The organism is Burkholderia singularis (assembly GCF_900176645.1).
GTDB lineage: Bacteria > Pseudomonadota > Gammaproteobacteria > Burkholderiales > Burkholderiaceae > Burkholderia > Burkholderia singularis.
The window spans coordinates 121561-138506 of the sequence record NZ_FXAN01000094.1 but is presented as its reverse complement, the minus strand read 5'-3'; the positions used below and the strand labels follow the sequence as shown (position 1 = coordinate 138506).

At 62.4% G+C, this 16946-nt stretch carries 14 protein-coding genes and 1 pseudogene; 13 read left to right on the top strand and 2 right to left on the bottom strand.

Annotated features, from left to right (window positions below; translation table 11 throughout):
• Positions 1-8: 8 nt before the first annotated feature.
• Positions 9-614, top strand: a pseudogene (locus BSIN_RS26600) (hypothetical protein); the annotation flags it as partial.
• 316 nt (positions 615-930) lie between these two features.
• Here BSIN_RS26600 and BSIN_RS20615 read toward each other — a convergent pair.
• Positions 931-1692 (bottom strand): GIN domain-containing protein, encoded by a 762-nt coding sequence (locus tag BSIN_RS20615; protein WP_256583903.1) that lies wholly within the window; start codon positions 1690-1692, stop codon positions 931-933.
• Here BSIN_RS20615 and BSIN_RS26595 point away from each other — a divergent pair.
• The 6 genes from BSIN_RS26595 to BSIN_RS20585 all read left to right on the top strand — a co-directional run bounded on the left by BSIN_RS26595 (position 1639) and on the right by BSIN_RS20585 (position 8505).
• Entirely contained in the window at positions 1639-2004 is a 366-nt protein-coding gene (locus BSIN_RS26595) for a hypothetical protein (RefSeq protein WP_256583904.1), read from the top strand. The genes BSIN_RS20615 and BSIN_RS26595 overlap by 54 nt on opposite strands.
• Before the next feature lie 547 nt (positions 2005-2551).
• Positions 2552-3976 carry a purine-cytosine permease family protein gene (locus BSIN_RS20610; RefSeq protein ID WP_089341806.1) on the top strand — a complete coding sequence of 475 codons (1425 nt, stop codon included), beginning with the start codon at positions 2552-2554 and terminating at the stop codon, positions 3974-3976.
• A complete protein-coding gene (locus tag BSIN_RS20605; protein ID WP_089341805.1) occupies positions 3973-4851 on the top strand; it encodes an NAD-dependent protein deacetylase in 879 nt (292 codons plus the stop codon). The genes BSIN_RS20610 and BSIN_RS20605 overlap by 4 nt, the downstream gene beginning before the upstream one ends.
• Before the next feature lie 292 nt (positions 4852-5143).
• Positions 5144-6556 carry an NADP-dependent phosphogluconate dehydrogenase gene (gene gnd, locus BSIN_RS20600; protein ID WP_089341804.1) on the top strand — a complete coding sequence of 471 codons (1413 nt, stop codon included), beginning with the start codon at positions 5144-5146 and terminating at the stop codon, positions 6554-6556.
• A 201-nt stretch (positions 6557-6757) separates the two neighbouring features.
• Positions 6758-7090: a DUF4148 domain-containing protein gene (locus BSIN_RS20595; protein ID WP_089341803.1), complete on the top strand. Its 333-nt coding sequence runs from the start codon at positions 6758-6760 to the stop codon at positions 7088-7090.
• Between the two features lie 596 nt (positions 7091-7686).
• Positions 7687-8505, top strand: a complete 819-nt coding sequence (locus BSIN_RS20585) for a peptidoglycan DD-metalloendopeptidase family protein (protein WP_089341801.1) — start codon at positions 7687-7689, stop codon at positions 8503-8505.
• A 175-nt stretch (positions 8506-8680) separates the two neighbouring features.
• Here BSIN_RS20585 and BSIN_RS20580 read toward each other — a convergent pair whose 3' ends face one another.
• Positions 8681-9316: a Pr6Pr family membrane protein gene (locus BSIN_RS20580; protein WP_089341800.1), complete on the bottom strand. Its 636-nt coding sequence runs from the start codon at positions 9314-9316 to the stop codon at positions 8681-8683.
• A gap of 129 nt (positions 9317-9445) precedes the next feature.
• On the opposite strand from BSIN_RS20580, the gene BSIN_RS20575 reads away from it, so the two are divergent.
• The 6 genes from BSIN_RS20575 (at position 9446) to BSIN_RS20550 (ending at position 16944) form a co-directional block, all read left to right on the top strand.
• Positions 9446-9982, top strand: a complete 537-nt coding sequence (locus tag BSIN_RS20575; RefSeq protein WP_089341826.1) for a cytochrome b — start codon at positions 9446-9448, stop codon at positions 9980-9982.
• A gap of 158 nt (positions 9983-10140) precedes the next feature.
• Positions 10141-10512, top strand: coding sequence for a DUF2946 domain-containing protein (locus BSIN_RS20570; RefSeq protein ID WP_089341799.1), 372 nt, complete (start codon positions 10141-10143; stop codon positions 10510-10512).
• Between the two features lie 85 nt (positions 10513-10597).
• Positions 10598-12745, top strand: a complete 2148-nt coding sequence (locus BSIN_RS20565; protein ID WP_089341798.1) for a TonB-dependent copper receptor — start codon at positions 10598-10600, stop codon at positions 12743-12745.
• Positions 12746-13068: 323 nt separating this feature from the next.
• On the top strand, positions 13069-14145 hold the full coding sequence (locus tag BSIN_RS20560; RefSeq protein WP_173678725.1) for an esterase/lipase family protein: 1077 nt from the start codon (positions 13069-13071) through the stop codon (positions 14143-14145).
• Positions 14146-14382: 237 nt separating this feature from the next.
• Positions 14383-15477, top strand: coding sequence for an esterase/lipase family protein (locus tag BSIN_RS20555; RefSeq protein ID WP_089341797.1), 1095 nt, complete (start codon positions 14383-14385; stop codon positions 15475-15477).
• Positions 15478-15843: 366 nt separating this feature from the next.
• Entirely contained in the window at positions 15844-16944 is a 1101-nt protein-coding gene (locus BSIN_RS20550; protein WP_089341796.1) for a triacylglycerol lipase, read from the top strand.
• Positions 16945-16946 lie beyond the last annotated feature (2 nt).

Here is a 16946-nt window from a genome sequence, read left to right as displayed (position 1 = left end):
GACTTTTTATGTCGAAACGGAACGATCACGCCAATTTGCAAGAGGGCGTCCGGGAATTGCTGTATCAGACGCTCGAAACGGCGCTTTGCGGCGCGGCGATCTATGCGGCCGCATTGGAATGCGCCGGCCGCACGGCGCTACGTGACGAATGGACGAAGCGTCACGCGCAGACGCAGGTGCATCAGCAGGTGCTGCTGTCCGTGTTCGAAGCGCTCGGGCTCGATCCGATGGCGCAGACCCGCGGGCGTACCGCGGTGTCCGCATGCTGCCGGGCGTTGTTCGAGGTCGTTGCCTACGCGCGGCGGAGCAAGGAGCCGGCCATGGCGCAATTGATTGCCGCCGAGTGCGTGATGCTTGCCGAAGCCAAGGATCGCCAAAATTGGGCGCTGATCGGCTTTGCCGCCGATGCGTTGTCCGGCGCCGTCGCCAAGGTGCTGAAGGACGCCTATGCATCGATCTGGGCCGACGAGGCGCGCCACTTGTATCACGCGAAAGGGTGGGCGCGCGAGCTATGGATCGAGTCGATGGGTTTCGAGCCGATGTTGCCGCCGCCCGAGGAGCGGGAGACGGCCGAATTCGCGAGCGCGGGCGCAATGGCCACGCAGCGGCACGGTCCATTGATGATGACGGCGAGTGCAACGGCGGCGGGGTGGAGCCGTAGCCGCTGGGAGCCGTGGGTGGCGATACGGGCGGCGCACGGCCCGGCTCGGGGTCGGGCGTCGCAACCGCGCGGGTGCGCCGCCGCCGCGCTTCGGACGCTCGATCTGGCTGGCTCGGGCGGCCCGGCCGCCCGCGGTTCACGCCATGCCGCCGAAGCGGGGCCGGTCATATGCGCTCAGCGCTGGCTGGTCAACGGGGCACGCCCCGGTCCGGCCAAGCCGAACCGGGAATCACATTTTCTGGATCAGAAATGGATTTCAGTTTTGTGATTTATCGAATTTGATAAATCGTGCCGCCGAGGCTGGTGGATTGCTGCAGAGATGCCGGTGTGCCGATATAACCGATTCTGCCGAGAAGGGAGGCGGTGGCATTGACATTTCTCGCATTCACGAGGGCTTGCGCGGTGGTGGATGCATTGACCGTCGCGCTATTGATCGGCAATCCGGTCGAATCAAACGAGGCGGCGGTCGTCACCGTGATATTGGCGGAGGCGTTCGGACCATTGCCCGAGATTTTCCCATTGCCGGTCGCCGAAAGATTGGCGCTGATCTGATTGACGTTGCCGATGTCGGCGACATTGAACGAACCGGATGCGTTTGCCTTCAGCGTCAAGTTGTTGATTTGCTGCCGTTGCAAATCGAGATTGATCTTGCCGGCCGTTTCCGCATCAATCGTGACCGTACCGGCGGGATTACCGAAGAATCCTTGCGCATTCACCGATGCCGCGTTCAGCGCCGTCAGCGCGTTGAGGTTGGTCGTCTGCACTTCGATGGTCACCGGGTTCTTCAACACGTAAGAATTGCCCGGCGCGAGCCCGACGCTCAGCACGCCTTGGCTGTTGACGCTCGCCGATACGTAAGGAAGGATGTTGCTGTCCGCGGAGATGCTGGCCACGTTGCTCGTGCCATACGTAACGCGCACGGTGACCGAGCTGTTTGCCTGGACTGACGTGAATGCGAGGTTCAGCGGGCTCGACGTTTGGCTCAGATTGCCGTCACCCTGAATGACGTTGACGTTCGATTGCCCACCCACGACGATCGGGCTGATTTGGCCGATCGACGAACCCGATACGGTCGTCCAGGTTCCTCCGATGACCACCGGCACGGCGATATCGGCACGAGCCGCCGGGGCGGCCGTCATGAAAAGCGCGCCGATTGCGGCACTCAAAGACAGCGCGCGCACCCATTTTTTCATATTGCCGAACGGTGCTTTTTTATTTCGACCATCCTGGTTGACGAAAACGTTCACGGCTGCTTGGCGATCAGAATCTTGCATCATGTTTCTCCAAAAGGACCAGATATTGGATCTGGCAAGGTGTTAATTCACATCGTGGTGCCTGATTGAAACTCGATATTCATTAATTCCTATTTTGAATAGATATCGTTGTTATCGGTGATGCAGTAGCGGTGTTGATTCGTCAAAATCAGAATATAATCGGTTCGATTTGGGTTTTTGCGGGTGGGTAAAAGTATCAAAAACTACTAAATGAAAAAAGTGCGCTGGCCTACTCAATGATAATATGATTGGAATAAATCGAACCAACGATTATGAATATGCTTGGCGGAATAAATGGAATATGTAATGACGGGAGGGGGGAATGTAATAACCGACCGTAAGGTCGATATAGGTCCGAAAGCAAATTCAACCGATGTGCAGCTCGCGCGCGCTTCGCGTTATCGCTGCGATCCGGCGGGTCGGTGATTCGGTCGGAGCAAGCGGAGCAATCGGAATGCCTGAGGCTGCCCAGTCGCCGCGTTGCCGCTCCATGTGCCCAAGTCAGGGTTCGCTGGCAAAGCAATGCCGTGTAAACCCGGTTTTTGACAGAGTTGTCTATACAATTTGACGCGGCTATCTTGAGCGCTCCGAATGCCTTGCCGCTCATCCGACAACTATGCCGACTTCCTCGACTGCTCGTCAGCGGGCGCTGCGCGAGCGCCGTACCATCGACTATATTCCCGACGGCGAACGCCACGGCAAGCTGCTGAGCCAGTTCACGCTGTGGCTCGGCGCCAACCTGCAAGTCACTGCGATCGTGACGGGCGCGCTCGCGGTCGTGCTTGGCGGCGACGTATTCTGGTCGCTGATCGGCCTCGCGCTTGGCCAGTTGCTCGGCGGCGCGGTGATGGCGCTGCACGGCGCGCAAGGCCCTCGGCTCGGCTTGCCGCAGATGATCTCGAGCCGTGTGCAGTTCGGCGTCTACGGGGCGATGATCCCGCTCGTGCTCGTCTGCCTGATGTATGTCGGCTTTTCGGCGAGCGGCACGGTGCTGGCCGGGCAGGCGCTGTCCCAACTGCTCGGCGTGGCCGATGCGCTCGGGATCGGCATGTTCATCTCAGTGGTGGTCGTGCTCGCGGTGTTCGGCTACCGGGCGATTCATGCGCTGGGCCGCGTCTCGAGCGCGCTCGGCGTGCTCGCGTTCCTCTATATGTTCGCGCGGCTGCTTCAAGGGCATCAGATCGGCGCGTTGCTTGCCATCCGGCATTTCTCGCTCGCGCACTTCCTGCTCGCGGTTTCGCTGTCCGCGTCGTGGCAGATCTCGTATGGGCCTTACGTGGCCGACTATTCCCGCTATCTGCCGCGCACGACGTCGGCGCGCCGCACGTTCTGGGCGATCGGCCTTGGCTCGGTGCTCGGCGCACAGGTGGCGATGGTGTTCGGCGTGTTCGCCGCCGCGCTCGCGGGCAGGCAGTTCGCTGGCCACGAGGTGCAGTTCATCGTGAGCCTCGGCGCGAGCGGCGCGACGGCCGCGCTGCTTTATTTCGCGATTGCGTTCGGCAAGCTGACGATCACGACACTCAATGCGTATGGCAGCGTGATGTCGGTGGCGACCATCGTCACGGGCTTCTCGGGCCGCGCGCAGATTTCGCAGCGCGCGCGCATCGGCTATGTGCTCGCGATGGTCGCCGCGGTCGCGTGGCTCGCGCTCGTCGGCCGTCACGCATTCCTGAAGGAGTTCTCCGCATTCATCCTGTTTCTGCTTGCGTTCTTTACGCCGTGGAGCGCGATCAATCTGGTCGATTTCTATTGGGTGACGAAAGAGCGTTACGACGTGCCCGCGCTCTTCGATCCCGACGGCCGCTACGGGCGCTGGAATGTCGTGGGCGTGACGGTTTATGTGATCGGTGTGCTCGTGCAGCTGCCGTTTCTCGCGACGAGCTTTTATACAGGTCCGCTTGTCGCGAAGCTGGGCGACACCGACATTTCATGGATCATCGGCCTCGTCGTGCCCGGCGTTCTGTATTATCTGATGGCACGCAGGCAAGCGGCGCATATTCCCGAGCGGCTGACCCTGCCGGACGAACCTTCGATGCCATGACTGATTCCCTCGCCCCATCGCCGGTGTTGACGGATGCCAAGCCGGCCGCCGATACGCATTCGCTCGATGCGTTGCATGCGTTCGTCGAACGTCATCCGCGCCTTTTCGTGCTGACGGGCGCGGGCGTGAGCACCGATTCCGGTATTCCCGGCTATCGCGATCGAAACGGCGAATGGATGCGCTCGCAGCCCATTCAGTTGCGCGAATTTCTCGATTCCGACCATGCGCGCCGCCGTTACTGGGCGCGCAGCATGATCGGCTGGCCGGTGGTCGCGCACGCCCGGCCGGGCCCATCGCATCATGCGCTCGCGCGGCTCGGCGCGGTGCGGCGCATCGAGCGGCTCGTCACGCAGAACGTCGACGGGCTGCACCAGCGCGCGGGCAGTGCGGACGTGATCGAATTGCACGGCGGCATCGGCGGCGTGACGTGTGTCGATTGCGGGGCGCATCATGCGCGTGCGGCCATCCAACGCGCTCTCGAAGCAGACAATCCGGCGTTGCTCGATGCCCGGGCGGCGCCGGCCGCCGACGGGGACGCACATATCGAGTGGCACGCGCTCGATACGTTTCGCGTGCCGGCATGTCCCGCATGCGGCGGGCTATTGAAGCCGGCCGTCGTGTTCTTCGGCGAGAACGTGCCGCGCGAGCGCGTCGCGCAGGCCGCGCAAGCGCTCGACGACGCGGATGCCGTGCTCGTCGTGGGTTCATCGCTGATGGTGTATTCGGGTTATCGGTTCTGCGTGTGGGCGCATGCGCAGCACAAGCCGATCGCGGCGCTCAATCTCGGGCGCACGCGCGCCGATCCGTTGCTGTCGCTGAAGATCGAGGCATCGTGCGGGCAGATGCTCGAGGCGCTCGTCGCGCGGCTCGGATGAGCGGGCGTGTTGCGCGCGCTGCCGCGAGTACGGCGTCATGCGCCGCGGCGCGCCACGTTCCCTGATCCACGGCTTGTTGCCGCCTGCGCGTGCCGGTTTGGGCCGCGCATGGCTTTGCCTGCCGACGCAATCCACGCCACGCCTTCATGTCGCCGTTGCTGTTCGCAAACTGCGCGCGACCGGACACTTTTGATTCGGCCTTTGCGACGGACTCGCACGGTTTCCCTTATCCTTGCGCCTGTACGCGCGACTTGCACAAGTCGCGCCCCGTTTTTTTCCGGAGAATTGAATAATGGGTAAGCAAGCAATCGGTGTGGTCGGTCTCGCGGTGATGGGGCGTAATTTGGCGCTGAATATCGAAAGCCGTGGCTACGCGGTGTCGGTATACAACCGCAGCCGCGAGAAGACCGATGAGCTGATCGCCGAATTTCCCGATCGCAAACTCGTGCCGACCTATACGCTTGAGGAATTCGTCGCGTCGCTCGAAACTCCGCGCCGGATTCTGCTGATGGTGAAGGCGGGCGAAGCGACCGACGCGACGATCGCGGCGCTCAAGCCGCTGCTCGCCAAGGGCGACGTGCTGATCGACGGCGGCAACACGCACTTCACCGATACGATCCGCCGCAACCAGGAGCTTGCGCAAGCCGGGCTGCATTTCATCGGCACGGGCGTGTCCGGCGGCGAGGAAGGGGCGCTGCACGGCCCGTCGATCATGCCGGGCGGCCAGCGCGACGCATACGAGCTGGTCGAGCCGATCCTCAAGCAGATCGCCGCGAAGGCTCCTGCCGACGGCGAGCCGTGCGTCGCGTACATGGGCCCGGACGGCGCCGGCCATTATGTGAAGATGGTGCACAACGGGATCGAGTACGGCGACATGCAACTCATCGCCGAAAGCTATGCCGTGCTCAAGCAGGTTGCGGGGCTGACGAACGAGGAACTGGGCGCGGTCTATACCGAATGGAACCAAGGCGAGCTCGACAGCTATCTGATCGAGATCACGTCGAAGATTTTCGGCAAGAAGGACGACGAAACGGGCCAACATCTCGTCGATGTGATTCTGGATCGCGCGGCGCAAAAGGGCACCGGCAAATGGACGAGCCAGAATGCGCTCGATCTCGGCGTGCCGCTGCCGCTCATTACCGAATCGGTGTTCGCGCGGGTGCTGTCGTCGCTGAAGCAGGAACGCGTTGCCGCGAGCGAAGTGTTGAGCGGACCGGCAGCCGCGCCGCTCGGGGGCGATCGCGATGCGTTCGTCGAAGCGGTGCGCCGCGCGCTGTACTTGAGCAAGGTTATTTCGTATGCGCAAGGTTTCGCGCAACTCGGCGCCGCGTCGAAGGAATACGGATGGAATCTCGACCTGGGCGCGATCGCGCGCATTTTCCGCGCAGGCTGCATCATCCGTGCGCGCTTCCTTCAGAAAATCACCGACGCGTATGCGGCCAATCCGGCGCTCGCGAACTTGCTGCTCGATCCGTATTTCCGCGAGATCGCCGCGAATTATCAGCAAGCGCTGCGTGATGTCGTGATTGCCGCGGTAAAGGCGGGCGTGCCCGTGCCGGCGTTTGCGTCGGCCATTGCGTACTTCGACGGCTACCGTTCCGCGCGGGTGCCTGCGAACCTCGTTCAGGCGCAGCGCGACTTCTTCGGTGCACATACGTTCGAGCGGACCGACAAGCCGGGCAGTTTCCACGCGAATTGGTCTTAATGGGGGCGGAATCGGTAATTGTTGCAATCATCTATCTTATCGATAGAGTTTTTCTAAGACCGGGCAGCGATTGTTATTAAGTAGGAAACAGTGTTTTCGTTGATTCATGGTTTTCCCTAAGTGCCTCGGTGACTAGACTACAGTCAATCGCAGTACACATGGTGTGTGCCGCGACGCCAAAAAAGTTACGGAGGTTCCATCATGAAATCGTTGATCGCTACTGTCGCAGTTGCCGCCGCTCTTGCCGTCCCCGCCGTCTCGTTTGCCCAGCAGGCCAATGGCGCGGTGAGCCGCGCCGAGGTGAAGGCCGAACTGCTCCAATTGGAGAAGGCAGGCTACAACCCGGCCAGCGACCGCGTGAACTACCCGGAAGAAATCCAGGCCGCCGAAGCGCGCGTCCATGCGCAAAGCAATGTCGCCGCGAAGGCTGATACGAGCGGCTATGGCGCGCAACCGGCCGCGACGGTCGAATCCGGCTCGCCGTGGAAGGTCAACCGCATCGCCGATGGCGCGCCGGTCTACAAGGGCCATTGAGCGGCATCGCCGCGCGCCGCGGTTCGATTTGGCGGCAGCGGTTCCAGTTGTACGCATCATCCTCTCGTCAGCCCGCACGCTCCGATCAATGGAGCGTGCGGGCTGATTCTTTTGCCCTTCCGCGAACGAAGGCGCAAGCCTCCAAGCGCTCACCCGCCGGCGATTTACACCGTGCCGGCCGAGCGGGTTACTATCCATGCCATAGGAAGGCGCGCCCGGCTCGGGCGGCATCGGGGCGCCTATGAAGGTCGTTCACGGTCAACGCAATGCCATATTGCGTGCATGGGGTGCCGTCGATATCGCCTGCGCGGGCGTCCTCAGCGCGCGCGGATTGGGCTGGTCAGCCGTATCCATGACAATGTGAACGACGGTGAGCAAGCCATTGCCGGACTCGATCGGGTGCCGAGATGCGTTGTCGGGATGTGACTGCGAATATGCGGAAATTTCCGATACTGGCGGCATCTTTCATGCGTCGGAATGAATGGAGCGTGTTGCGCATCCGTTCGGCGAAGCGGGGATTTCCGTCATCGAACCCGACGGCGGTATTTAAGGTCCGATAGGAGCGGACGGTTTGGCTGGTTGGGCCGTTGCATTGAATGCGCGGCCGCAAGTGTGGAGAAACGACGGAGGTACGTTTGAGAATAACCCTGTTCCCGGATTGGCTCGACACGCGCCACACGATGCGCGTGATGCTCGTGGCGGCGGGCGCGGCGCTCGTCGGCGGCTGCACGGTGACGCCGTGGACCGATATGTGGCAACCCGAGCATGCGCAGCAGCCTGCGCAACCGGTTGCGCGACCGCCCGGCGTGCTTGCCGGCTATTACCGGGTCAATCCGGGCGATACGCTCGCGAGCGTGGCAGCCGCGTTCGCACAAAGCACGCAGGATGTCGCGCGCTGGAACCACATCGCGCCCACCGATATGGTGACGCCCGGCCAGGTGCTGCGCGTGGCGCCTCCGCCCGGCCTCACGGAGCCGGCGCCGCCGCCGAGCGCGCAGACGCTCGAGCCGCCGGCCGCCAGCGCGCAGCCCGAAGCCACGACGCCTATGCTCGCGTGGCCTGCGCGCGGCACCGTAACGGCGCCGTTCGGCGCGGGCAGGAACCACGGCATCGAGATCACCGCCACCGGCGACGATCACACGGTGCGTGCGGCCGCGCCCGGCCGGGTCGTTTATGCAGGCTCGGGCGTGGCCGCATATGGGCCGCTCGTGATTTTGAAGCACGACAATGGCCTCATCACCGCGTATGGCCATAACGACAGGCTGCTCGTCAATGAAGGCGATGCGGTGAGCGCGGGCCAACCGGTCGCGGAGATGGCCACCGATGTGAGCGGCCGCGCGACGTTCGAATTCGAAGTGCGCCGCAACGGCAAGGCCGTTGATCCGATCGGGCTGCTGCCGCGCAATGGCTCTTGAACACCGGAAGCGACAGGCGTGTGTGCGTTTTCGCCGCATCCGGCGACAAGCCGGATGCGTGGCCACAGGACGCGCGCCGGCGGCGCATCGTTTACGCGCCGCGCCCGGCCGCGCCGGCGCGCGGATCGTCGCAAGCATGAACCTCAACGGCTGTCCCGTATCGGGCGGTTCGCGCTCAACTGCTTTCCAAGCGCATCGCCGACGCGCCGGATCGATTGCCGAGCAGGACGATCATCGCGGCGAACATCACGCTGCCCGCCGTGATCGCGCCGCAATACACGGCGACATTCAGATAACCATGTGCACGCGGATCGACGAACGGGTATGGATACCAATCGACGAGTGTTCCGCGCACGAGCGTATAGGCGAGGTAGGCAATCGGAAACGCGAGCCAGCGTGCGAGATGCGCCCACTCGATCCTCACGCGCGGCGCGACATAGACCCAATCAAGAAATACGACGATCGGCATGATCCGATGCAGGATCCAGTTCGTATAATGCGGCGTTACATGGTGGGTCGAATCCAGGCGGGACAGCAGCAGAGCATAGACGATGCCGGTGATCGCCAGGTAGAGCACGACCGCGCCGCGCGCCGATTCGTAGCGCGGTGACGGCGGCCGCGCGGCGAGCCACAAGCCCGCAAGCAGCACGGCCGCCGCGAGCAGGTTGCTCAGTTGTGTGAAGTAGCTGAAGAAATTGCTGAGCCGGAACGTCGGCGTGCCCCACCGGAGCGCGAGGCTATACAACGTCGCGGACAGGATCAGCATGCAGCCGAGGAGCCGGTAGGCTGCGACGAAAACGGCTTTCTGCACCGACGAACCTCACGTGATGCGATGAATGACGCCGTCGCGGCGCACGCGACGGCCAGGGTGTTGTTCGAGGATAGCGCAATCGATGCCGCACAACGTGCGGTGGTTATCTCAACAGGAATGCGATTCACGATGAACTCTATTTTTGCCGATCAAGCACGTTACAACCGTCCCGCCGTGTTCTTTCATTGGGCAATCTTCGTGCTGGTCGCGCTTGCGTATCTCGCGATCGAGATTCGCGGGCCGAAAGGTACCGATAGCCGCGTGTTCTGGTCGAACGTCCATTTTTTTGCCGGCACGCTCGTGCTGACGCTCGCCGTCCTGCGGACCGTCTGGCGTTTCGTGAGCCGCGCGCCGCAGGCATTGCCTCAGTCGGCATGGCTCTCGCTGCTGGCCAAACTCACTCACGTCGCGCTTTACGTGTTTATCGTCGCTCAGCCGCTGCTCGGAATCATGCTGCTGAATTTCGGCGGAAAGCCAGTCACGCTTGCATGGGTCGACTGGTCGTTCACGCTGTTTGGTCCGAATCCCGATCTGCGGCCGCTGGTCAAGGAAGTGCATGAGACCGTCGGTAACGTGTTTTATTACGTGATCGGGCTGCATGCGCTTGCCGCGCTTTGGCACCATTTCGTCAAGCGGGATGCGACGTTGCGCCGCATGATGTTCTGACGATCGTGCCGCGAGCGCATGCGTCGTGGCATATGCAACGCGCGATGCGCTTCCGGTAACGCGATACGCGTTCGGCGTGCCGCCGGCGCGCTATCCAAGCAGGTAAATATTCTGTAACATTCGGGCGGCATTACATTCCCTTTACGCCTGCTCGCCTCATGCCCAACCGATTTCGCAAATTGACTGCCTGGTTAGGCATGCTTGCGATCTGGTTGGCGATCGCCGCGCCGCTCGTATCGCAGGCATACGCACGGCCAGCCGTGCAGCCCGAGGCCGTGATCTGCGGCGTCGGGCACGACGCGGCTGGCGTGCATGCATCCGGACACGGCGCCGGGCACCATGCGTTGCATCTCGACGCATGCGGATATTGCGCTTTCTTCGCTCACAGTCCGCCGCTCGGCACTGCCGCAGCGCCGATATTCGCCGCTTATTCGGCGGTAGCCGCGCTTCCTGCTTTCTTCGACAGGATCGAGCGTTCGCCCGAACGCCATTCGCACGCGTACCCGCGTGCGCCTCCTCGAAACGCCTGAACGTTCGACGCCATTTCCGTTCATCCAAGCCCCTATCCGCTCGATGCTTCGATCGAGCGAACGGGAGCCTTTCGAGTTTAGATCCATGTCAATCCGATTTCCGCGTCCCGCGCTTGCCGCGCGTGCCGTTCGCGCACGCAGCCATCGGCGCGTCGCGCCGCTGAGTGCGCCTGCCTTCGTCGCCGGCGCGCTCGCTTTCCATTACGCCACGGCTGCCGCGCAAACCGCCGGGCCCGCGCCGCGGCATGACGCCATCAACATTCCGGTCGCGCCCGTTTTGCCGACGATCGAAGTCGTCGCGGCGCCGGAGTCGACGCCGCTGGTCGTGATCAGCCATCCCAAGACGCCGCGCCAACCGTTGCCCGCAAGCGACGGCGCCGATTATCTGAAGACGATCCCGGGTTTCGCGTCGATCAGGAGCGGCGGCACCAACGGCGATCCGGTGCTGCGCGGCATGTTCGGCTCACGGCTCAACATTCTCGCGAACGGACTGCCGACGCTCGGTGCGTGTCCGAGCCGGATGGATGCGCCGACTTCGTATATCGCGCCCGAGAGCTACGACAAAGTCACCGTCGTCAAAGGGCCGCAGACCGTGTTGTACGGGCCGGGCGCATCGGCCGGCACGGTGCTGTTCGAACGGGTGACGCCTCGCTTCAAGGCGCCGGGCATACGGTTCGACGGCAGCGTGGTCGGCGGCTCGTTCGGGCGCAACGATCAGAACGTCGACGTGACCGCAGGTACGCCGGACTTCTACGGCCGCGTGAGCGCGAATCACGCGCACGCGCAGGATTACAAGGACGGCAATGGCCGCACGGTGCCGTCACAGTGGGACAAGTGGAATGCGGATGCGGCGCTGGGCTTCACGCCTGACGACAACACGCGCATCGAGCTGAGCGCTGGCACTGGCGACGGCTATGCCCGCTACGCGGGCCGTGGGATGGACGGCGCGCATTTCCGGCGCGAGACCTACGGCCTGAAATTCGACAAGAAGCATATCGCCGGCGTGCTTGATCGGCTCGAAGCGCAGGTCTATTACAACGTCGCCGATCATGTGATGGACAACTACACATTGCGCATGCCCGATCCCACCAGCAGCATGCCGATGCGGATGGCCTCGGAAGTGCGGCGGCGCACGGCCGGCGCGCGCGTGGCCGCGACGCTGCGTTTTGCCGATGCCCTCAAGCTCGTGACGGGCGTCGACGCGCAATCGCATCGGCTCGATTCGCGCTCGGCAATGGGCACCCAAAACTACGGCGACCAGCCGTGGAGTCAGCAGGCCAACATGTGGAACGCGGGGGTGTTCGGCGAACTGACCTGGCATGCGAGCAGCGCGTCGCGGGTGATCGGCGGGGCGCGGCTCGATTACGCGGCGGCGCGCGACAAACGCGCAACGGCGGGCGGCATGCATATGAGCATGCGCAACCCGACGTTCGACGATGTGCGCTCGCGCGTGTTGCCGAGCGGCTTCGTCAGATACGAGCATGATCTCGTGTCGTTGCCGCTCACTTGGTATGCGGGGCTGGGCCATGCACAACGCTTTCCCGATTACTGGGAATTGTTCTCGGCGCGGCGCGGCCCGAGCGGCTCGATCAATGCGTTTTCCGCGATCCGGCCCGAAAGGACGACGCAGCTCGACGTCGGCGCGCAGTACAAGACCCGCACACTCGATGCATGGGTGTCCGCCTATGCGGGCTATGTGCAGGACTTCATTCTGTTCGATTACATGACGGGCACGATGGGGCAGACGACGCGGGCGACGAACGTGAACGCGCAGATCATGGGCGGCGAGATCGGCGCGTCATGGCGGCCGGCCGCGCCGTGGCGCTTCGATTCGTCGCTGGCCTATGCGTGGGGACGCAATGTGCAAAGCGGTGCGCCGTTGCCGCAGATGCCGCCGCTCGAAGCGCGTTTGGGTATCGAATACGCGCGCGGCGCATGGGCGGCGGGCGGCTTGTGGCGCGTGGTTGCGCCGCAGCGTCGCTATGCGCTGAATGAGGGCAACGTGGTCGGCAAGGATTTCGGGCCGAGCGCCGGCTTCGGCGTGCTGTCGTTGCATGCGCAATACAACGTCAGCAAGGGCGTACAGATTTCGGTCGGCATCGACAATGTGTTCGATAAAGCCTATGCGGAGCACCTGAATCTTGGGGGGAACGCTGGGTTCGGGTATCCGGCGAATGCGCCGGTGACGGAGCCGGGGCGTACCGCGTGGGTGCGCGTCAGCGCAAAGCTGTAACGTCGAGTTTCGTCGGGCCCGGCTGAAAAAGAGGGCGGTTAATTTTACTTACAAATCGCTGTCAATAGATTGGAACGCCCTATCTAATTGTCTGCGTAATTTTGCCAAACGTGATTCACTTCGCTCTCCGGTGCGAAAACGTTCGTTTATGTTCGTTTTTGTTCATTTGTCTCGTATCGGAGTGTTTCGAGCGATGCCGTTGAGAGCGGTGTCGCCGAGGCAGCGCACGGGCGATGCTTCGTAGCCGGAAGCATCGTCGCATCTGCGGTAGTTGCATCCTCATCCTCGAATCATTGATACGCATTTAAAGCAAGGAGAGAAAGATGGGCAGATCGATGCGAGCGAAGGCATTGGCGAGTGTGGTTGCTTTCGCAATGAGTGCGGCGTCTGCCGCGAGTGTGGGAACGTTGTTGTCATTGGCCGGCGTGCGCGCTGCGTCCGCGGCAACGGTCGCCGCCGACGATTACGCTGCGACGAAATATCCGATCATCCTCGTGCATGGCTTGACCGGCACGGACAAGTACGGCGGCATCGTCGAATACTGGTATCGTATTCCGGCGGACTTGCAGGCTCACGGCGCGAAGGTCTATGTCGCGAACCTGTCGGGCTATCAGAGCGACGACGGGCCGAACGGCCGTGGCGAGCAATTGCTTGCATACGTAAAGCAGGTGCTCGCGGCCACGGGGGCGCAGAAAGTGAATTTGATCGGCCACAGCCAGGGCGGACTGACGTCGCGCTACGTGGCGGCCGTCGCGCCGGACCTGGTCGCTTCGGTGACGACGATCAGCACGCCGCACCGGGGTTCGGAATTCGCGGACTATGTGTCTGAACTGTTGCAGAAGGACCCGACCGGCCTGTCGTCGACGGTGCTCGGCGCGTTTGCGAATGCGCTCGGGACGTTGACGAGCAGCAATTTCAACACGAATCAGAATGCGATCGAAGCGCTGTCGGTGCTGACGATGGCGAAAGCGGCTGCTTATAACGAGAAATTCCAGAGCGCGGGACTCGGCGCGCCGGGCTCGTGCCAGACGGGCGCGGCGCGCGAGACGCTCAACGGCAACACCCATCTGCTCTATTCGTGGGGCGGCAGCGCGATTCAGCCGACGGCGACGGGCGTTGTCGATACGAGCGTGAGCGGCCCCACGGACGCGGCGAATCTGCTCGATCCGTCGACGCTTGCGCTGCTCGGCACCGGCACGGTGATGATCAATCGCGGCGCCGGCCCGAACGACGGCGTCGTGTCGCAGTGCAGCGCGCTGTATGGCCGGGTGCTCGGCACCTATCACTGGAACCATACCGATGCGATCAACCAGACCCTCGGCGTGCTGGGCGCGAATGTCGAGGATCCGGTCGCGGCAATCCGCACGCAAGCGAATCGGTTGAAGACGGCCGGCGTGTGATCGCCGGTCAAGGCAGTCTTGCACGATGCATCGCGAAGGTTTCAGGGCCTGCGTGACGCGATGCGCCGTGCGAAGCGGCGGGCCGTGTGTGCTTGTCGGCGCGGTCCGACGGCAGGTCGGCAGGATCGGCCATTAACCGGGCGATGAAAAAGCACGCGGCAAATCTCGACGCTGTATCGAACGAATTTCGCCTAGTGCTTTGATATCGCTATTTCCAAAGCGATTTTTAAAAACAACATGATCGAAACCATACGAAGCAGGGTAGCGGCGACGGCGCTCGCATGTGCGATGAGCGCAGCGCCTGCGGCAGGGGCGGGTATTTTTCTATCGCTGGCAAGCGCGCAGACGGCGGTTGCCGCGACGGCAGCGGCCGACGATTACGCTGCCACCCGATATCCGATCGTCCTCGTGCATGGCTTGACCGGCACGGACAAGTACGGCGGCGTCGTCGAATACTGGTATCACATTCCGGCGGACTTGCAGGCGCATGGCGCAAAGGTCTACGTTGCGAATTTGTCCGGCTACCAGGCCGACGACGGCCCCGACGGCCGCGGCGAACAGTTGCTGGCATATGTGAAGCAGGTCCTTGCCGCGACGGGCGCCAAGAAAGTGAATCTGATCGGACACAGCCAGGGCGGTTTGACGTCGCGCTATGTGGCGGCTGTCGCACCGGAATTGGTCGCGTCGGTGACGACGATCAGCACGCCGCACTGGGGCTCGCAATTCGCCGATTATGTGTCGGAACTGTTGCAGAAAGATCCGACAGGTCTGCTCACGTCGGCGATTGCCGGCTTCGCCAATGTCATCGGAACCTTGACGAGCAGCAGCCTCAACACGAATCAGGATTCGCTCGAAGCGCTGTCGGTGCTGACGACGGCGAAGGCGGCTGCCTATAACGAGAAATTCCCGAGCGCGGGTCTGGGTGCGTCGCTCGATGCATGCCGGACGGGCGCGGCGACGCAAACCGTCAACGGCAATACGCAGCGGCTCTATTCATGGGGCGGCACGGCGATTCAGCCGACCGGATCGGTGCTGGGCGTGACCGGCGCGATCGACAAAAGCACGATTGCGCTCGTCGATCCGGTTTATCTGCTCAGCCCTTCGCCGCTGGCTTTTCTCGGCACCGGCACGGTGATGATCAACCGTGGCTCGGGGCCGAACGACGGCGTCGTGTCGCAGTGCAGCGCGCTGTACGGTCAAGTGCTCGGAACTTATCGCTGGAACCATAGCGACGCGATCAACCATGTGCTCGGCCTGCATGGCGCATATGCGGAAGATCCTATCGCGGCGATCCGCACGCATGCGAACCGTTTGAAAGCGCAGGGCATATAGCGGGTGAAATCGACTCGGTGCATCTGTTTGGCGCGGCATGCGCGATATGCTGCGCCGCGTCGACGCCGATCGTGATGCGGCGCGTCATCGGAATCGTCAGACCGCGAGTGGTCTGACGATTTAATAGAGAGTTGGTTTCAAACGGTTGGTCAAATTTAGTTAGGCGTGCTTCAATACATAGACATACCTATGTTCGCATGTTAAATGTATGCCCGAACATAGATATGTCTATGTTGGACCGTCAGCCTCGTATTTGCGTATGTATGCGGGCTGCGATGCGGCCCCCGAGAAATGTCTGCGAGCCAACTGACTTCGCTCGTTGCTTCTCAATATTATTGACCCATAATCCACAATCTGGAGACAGTGATGGCCAAACCGATTCGATCCAAAGTAATGGCGGCTGCAGTCGCATTCGCAATGAGCGCGGCACCTGCAGCAAGCGTCGGCACGTTCCTGTCGCTGGCGGGGGCGCAATCGGCATCCGCTGCGACGACCGTGGTCGACAATTACGCGGCGACCCAATACCCGATCATTTTGGTGCATGGCCTGACTGGCACTGATAAGTACGCGAACGTTCTCGACTATTGGTATGGGATTCAGCAAGACCTGCAGGCGCACGGCGCGAAGGTCTATGTTGCGAATCTGTCCGGCTTCCAGAGCGACGACGGCCCGGACGGTCGCGGCGAACAATTGCTTGCATATGTGAAGCAGGTGATGGCGGCCACGGGTGCGACGAAGGTGAATCTGATCGGCCATAGCCAAGGCGGTTTGACGTCGCGTTATGTCGCGGCGGTTGCGCCGGATCTCGTCGCTTCGGTGACGACGATCGGCACGCCGCACTGGGGCTCGCAATTCGCGGATTTCGTGCAGCAAGTCACGAGCGTCGATCCCACCGGCTTGCTGCAGGGTGCGATTGCGGCGTTTGCCAATGTGTTCGGAACACTGACGAGCAGCAATCTCAACACGAATCAGGATGCGCTTGCTGCGCTGAAGGCGCTCGAGACGTCGCAGACCGCGATTTTCAATCAAAACTATCCGAGCGCCGGCCTGGGTTCGTCGCTGGCCGCATGCCAGACGGGCGCGGCGACGGAGACGGTCAATGGCAACAAACATCTGCTCTATTCGTGGACGGGAACGGCGATTCAGCCGACGATATCGTTGCTTGGCGTGGTGACCGGCGCAGCGGATACGAGCACGATTCCCGTCGTTGATCCAGCGAACGTGCTCGATGCATCGACGCTCTCGTTGCTCACCACCGGCACGGTGATGGTCAATCGCGCTTCGGGTGCCAACGATGGACTGGTCTCGCGTTGCAGCGCGCTGTATGGCCAGGTGCTCAGCACGAGCTATCATTGGAATCACATTGACGAAATCAACCAATTGCTCGGTGTGCGGGGCGCGTTTGCCGAAGATCCGGTGGCGGCGATTCGTACCCACGCGAACCGGCTGAAAACTCAAGGCGTGTAATC

Excerpts from the sequence above, each read along its gene's own strand:
- BSIN_RS20595 (WP_089341803.1), top strand. The coding sequence starts at position 6,758 with ATGAAATCGTTGATCGCTACTGTCGCAGTTGCCGCCGCTCTTGCCGTC.
- gnd (WP_089341804.1), top strand. The coding sequence starts at position 5,144 with ATGGGTAAGCAAGCAATCGGTGTGGTCGGTCTCGCGGTGATGGGGCGT.
- BSIN_RS20560 (WP_173678725.1), top strand. The coding sequence starts at position 13,069 with ATGGGCAGATCGATGCGAGCGAAGGCATTGGCGAGTGTGGTTGCTTTC.
- BSIN_RS20550 (WP_089341796.1), top strand. The coding sequence starts at position 15,844 with ATGGCCAAACCGATTCGATCCAAAGTAATGGCGGCTGCAGTCGCATTC.
- BSIN_RS20585 (WP_089341801.1), top strand. The coding sequence starts at position 7,687 with ATGCGCGGCCGCAAGTGTGGAGAAACGACGGAGGTACGTTTGAGAATA.
- BSIN_RS20570 (WP_089341799.1), top strand. The coding sequence starts at position 10,141 with ATGCCCAACCGATTTCGCAAATTGACTGCCTGGTTAGGCATGCTTGCG.
- BSIN_RS20610 (WP_089341806.1), top strand. The coding sequence starts at position 2,552 with ATGCCGACTTCCTCGACTGCTCGTCAGCGGGCGCTGCGCGAGCGCCGT.
- BSIN_RS20605 (WP_089341805.1), top strand. The coding sequence starts at position 3,973 with ATGACTGATTCCCTCGCCCCATCGCCGGTGTTGACGGATGCCAAGCCG.
- BSIN_RS20565 (WP_089341798.1), top strand. The coding sequence starts at position 10,598 with ATGTCAATCCGATTTCCGCGTCCCGCGCTTGCCGCGCGTGCCGTTCGC.
- BSIN_RS20575 (WP_089341826.1), top strand. The coding sequence starts at position 9,446 with ATGAACTCTATTTTTGCCGATCAAGCACGTTACAACCGTCCCGCCGTG.
- BSIN_RS20555 (WP_089341797.1), top strand. The coding sequence starts at position 14,383 with ATGATCGAAACCATACGAAGCAGGGTAGCGGCGACGGCGCTCGCATGT.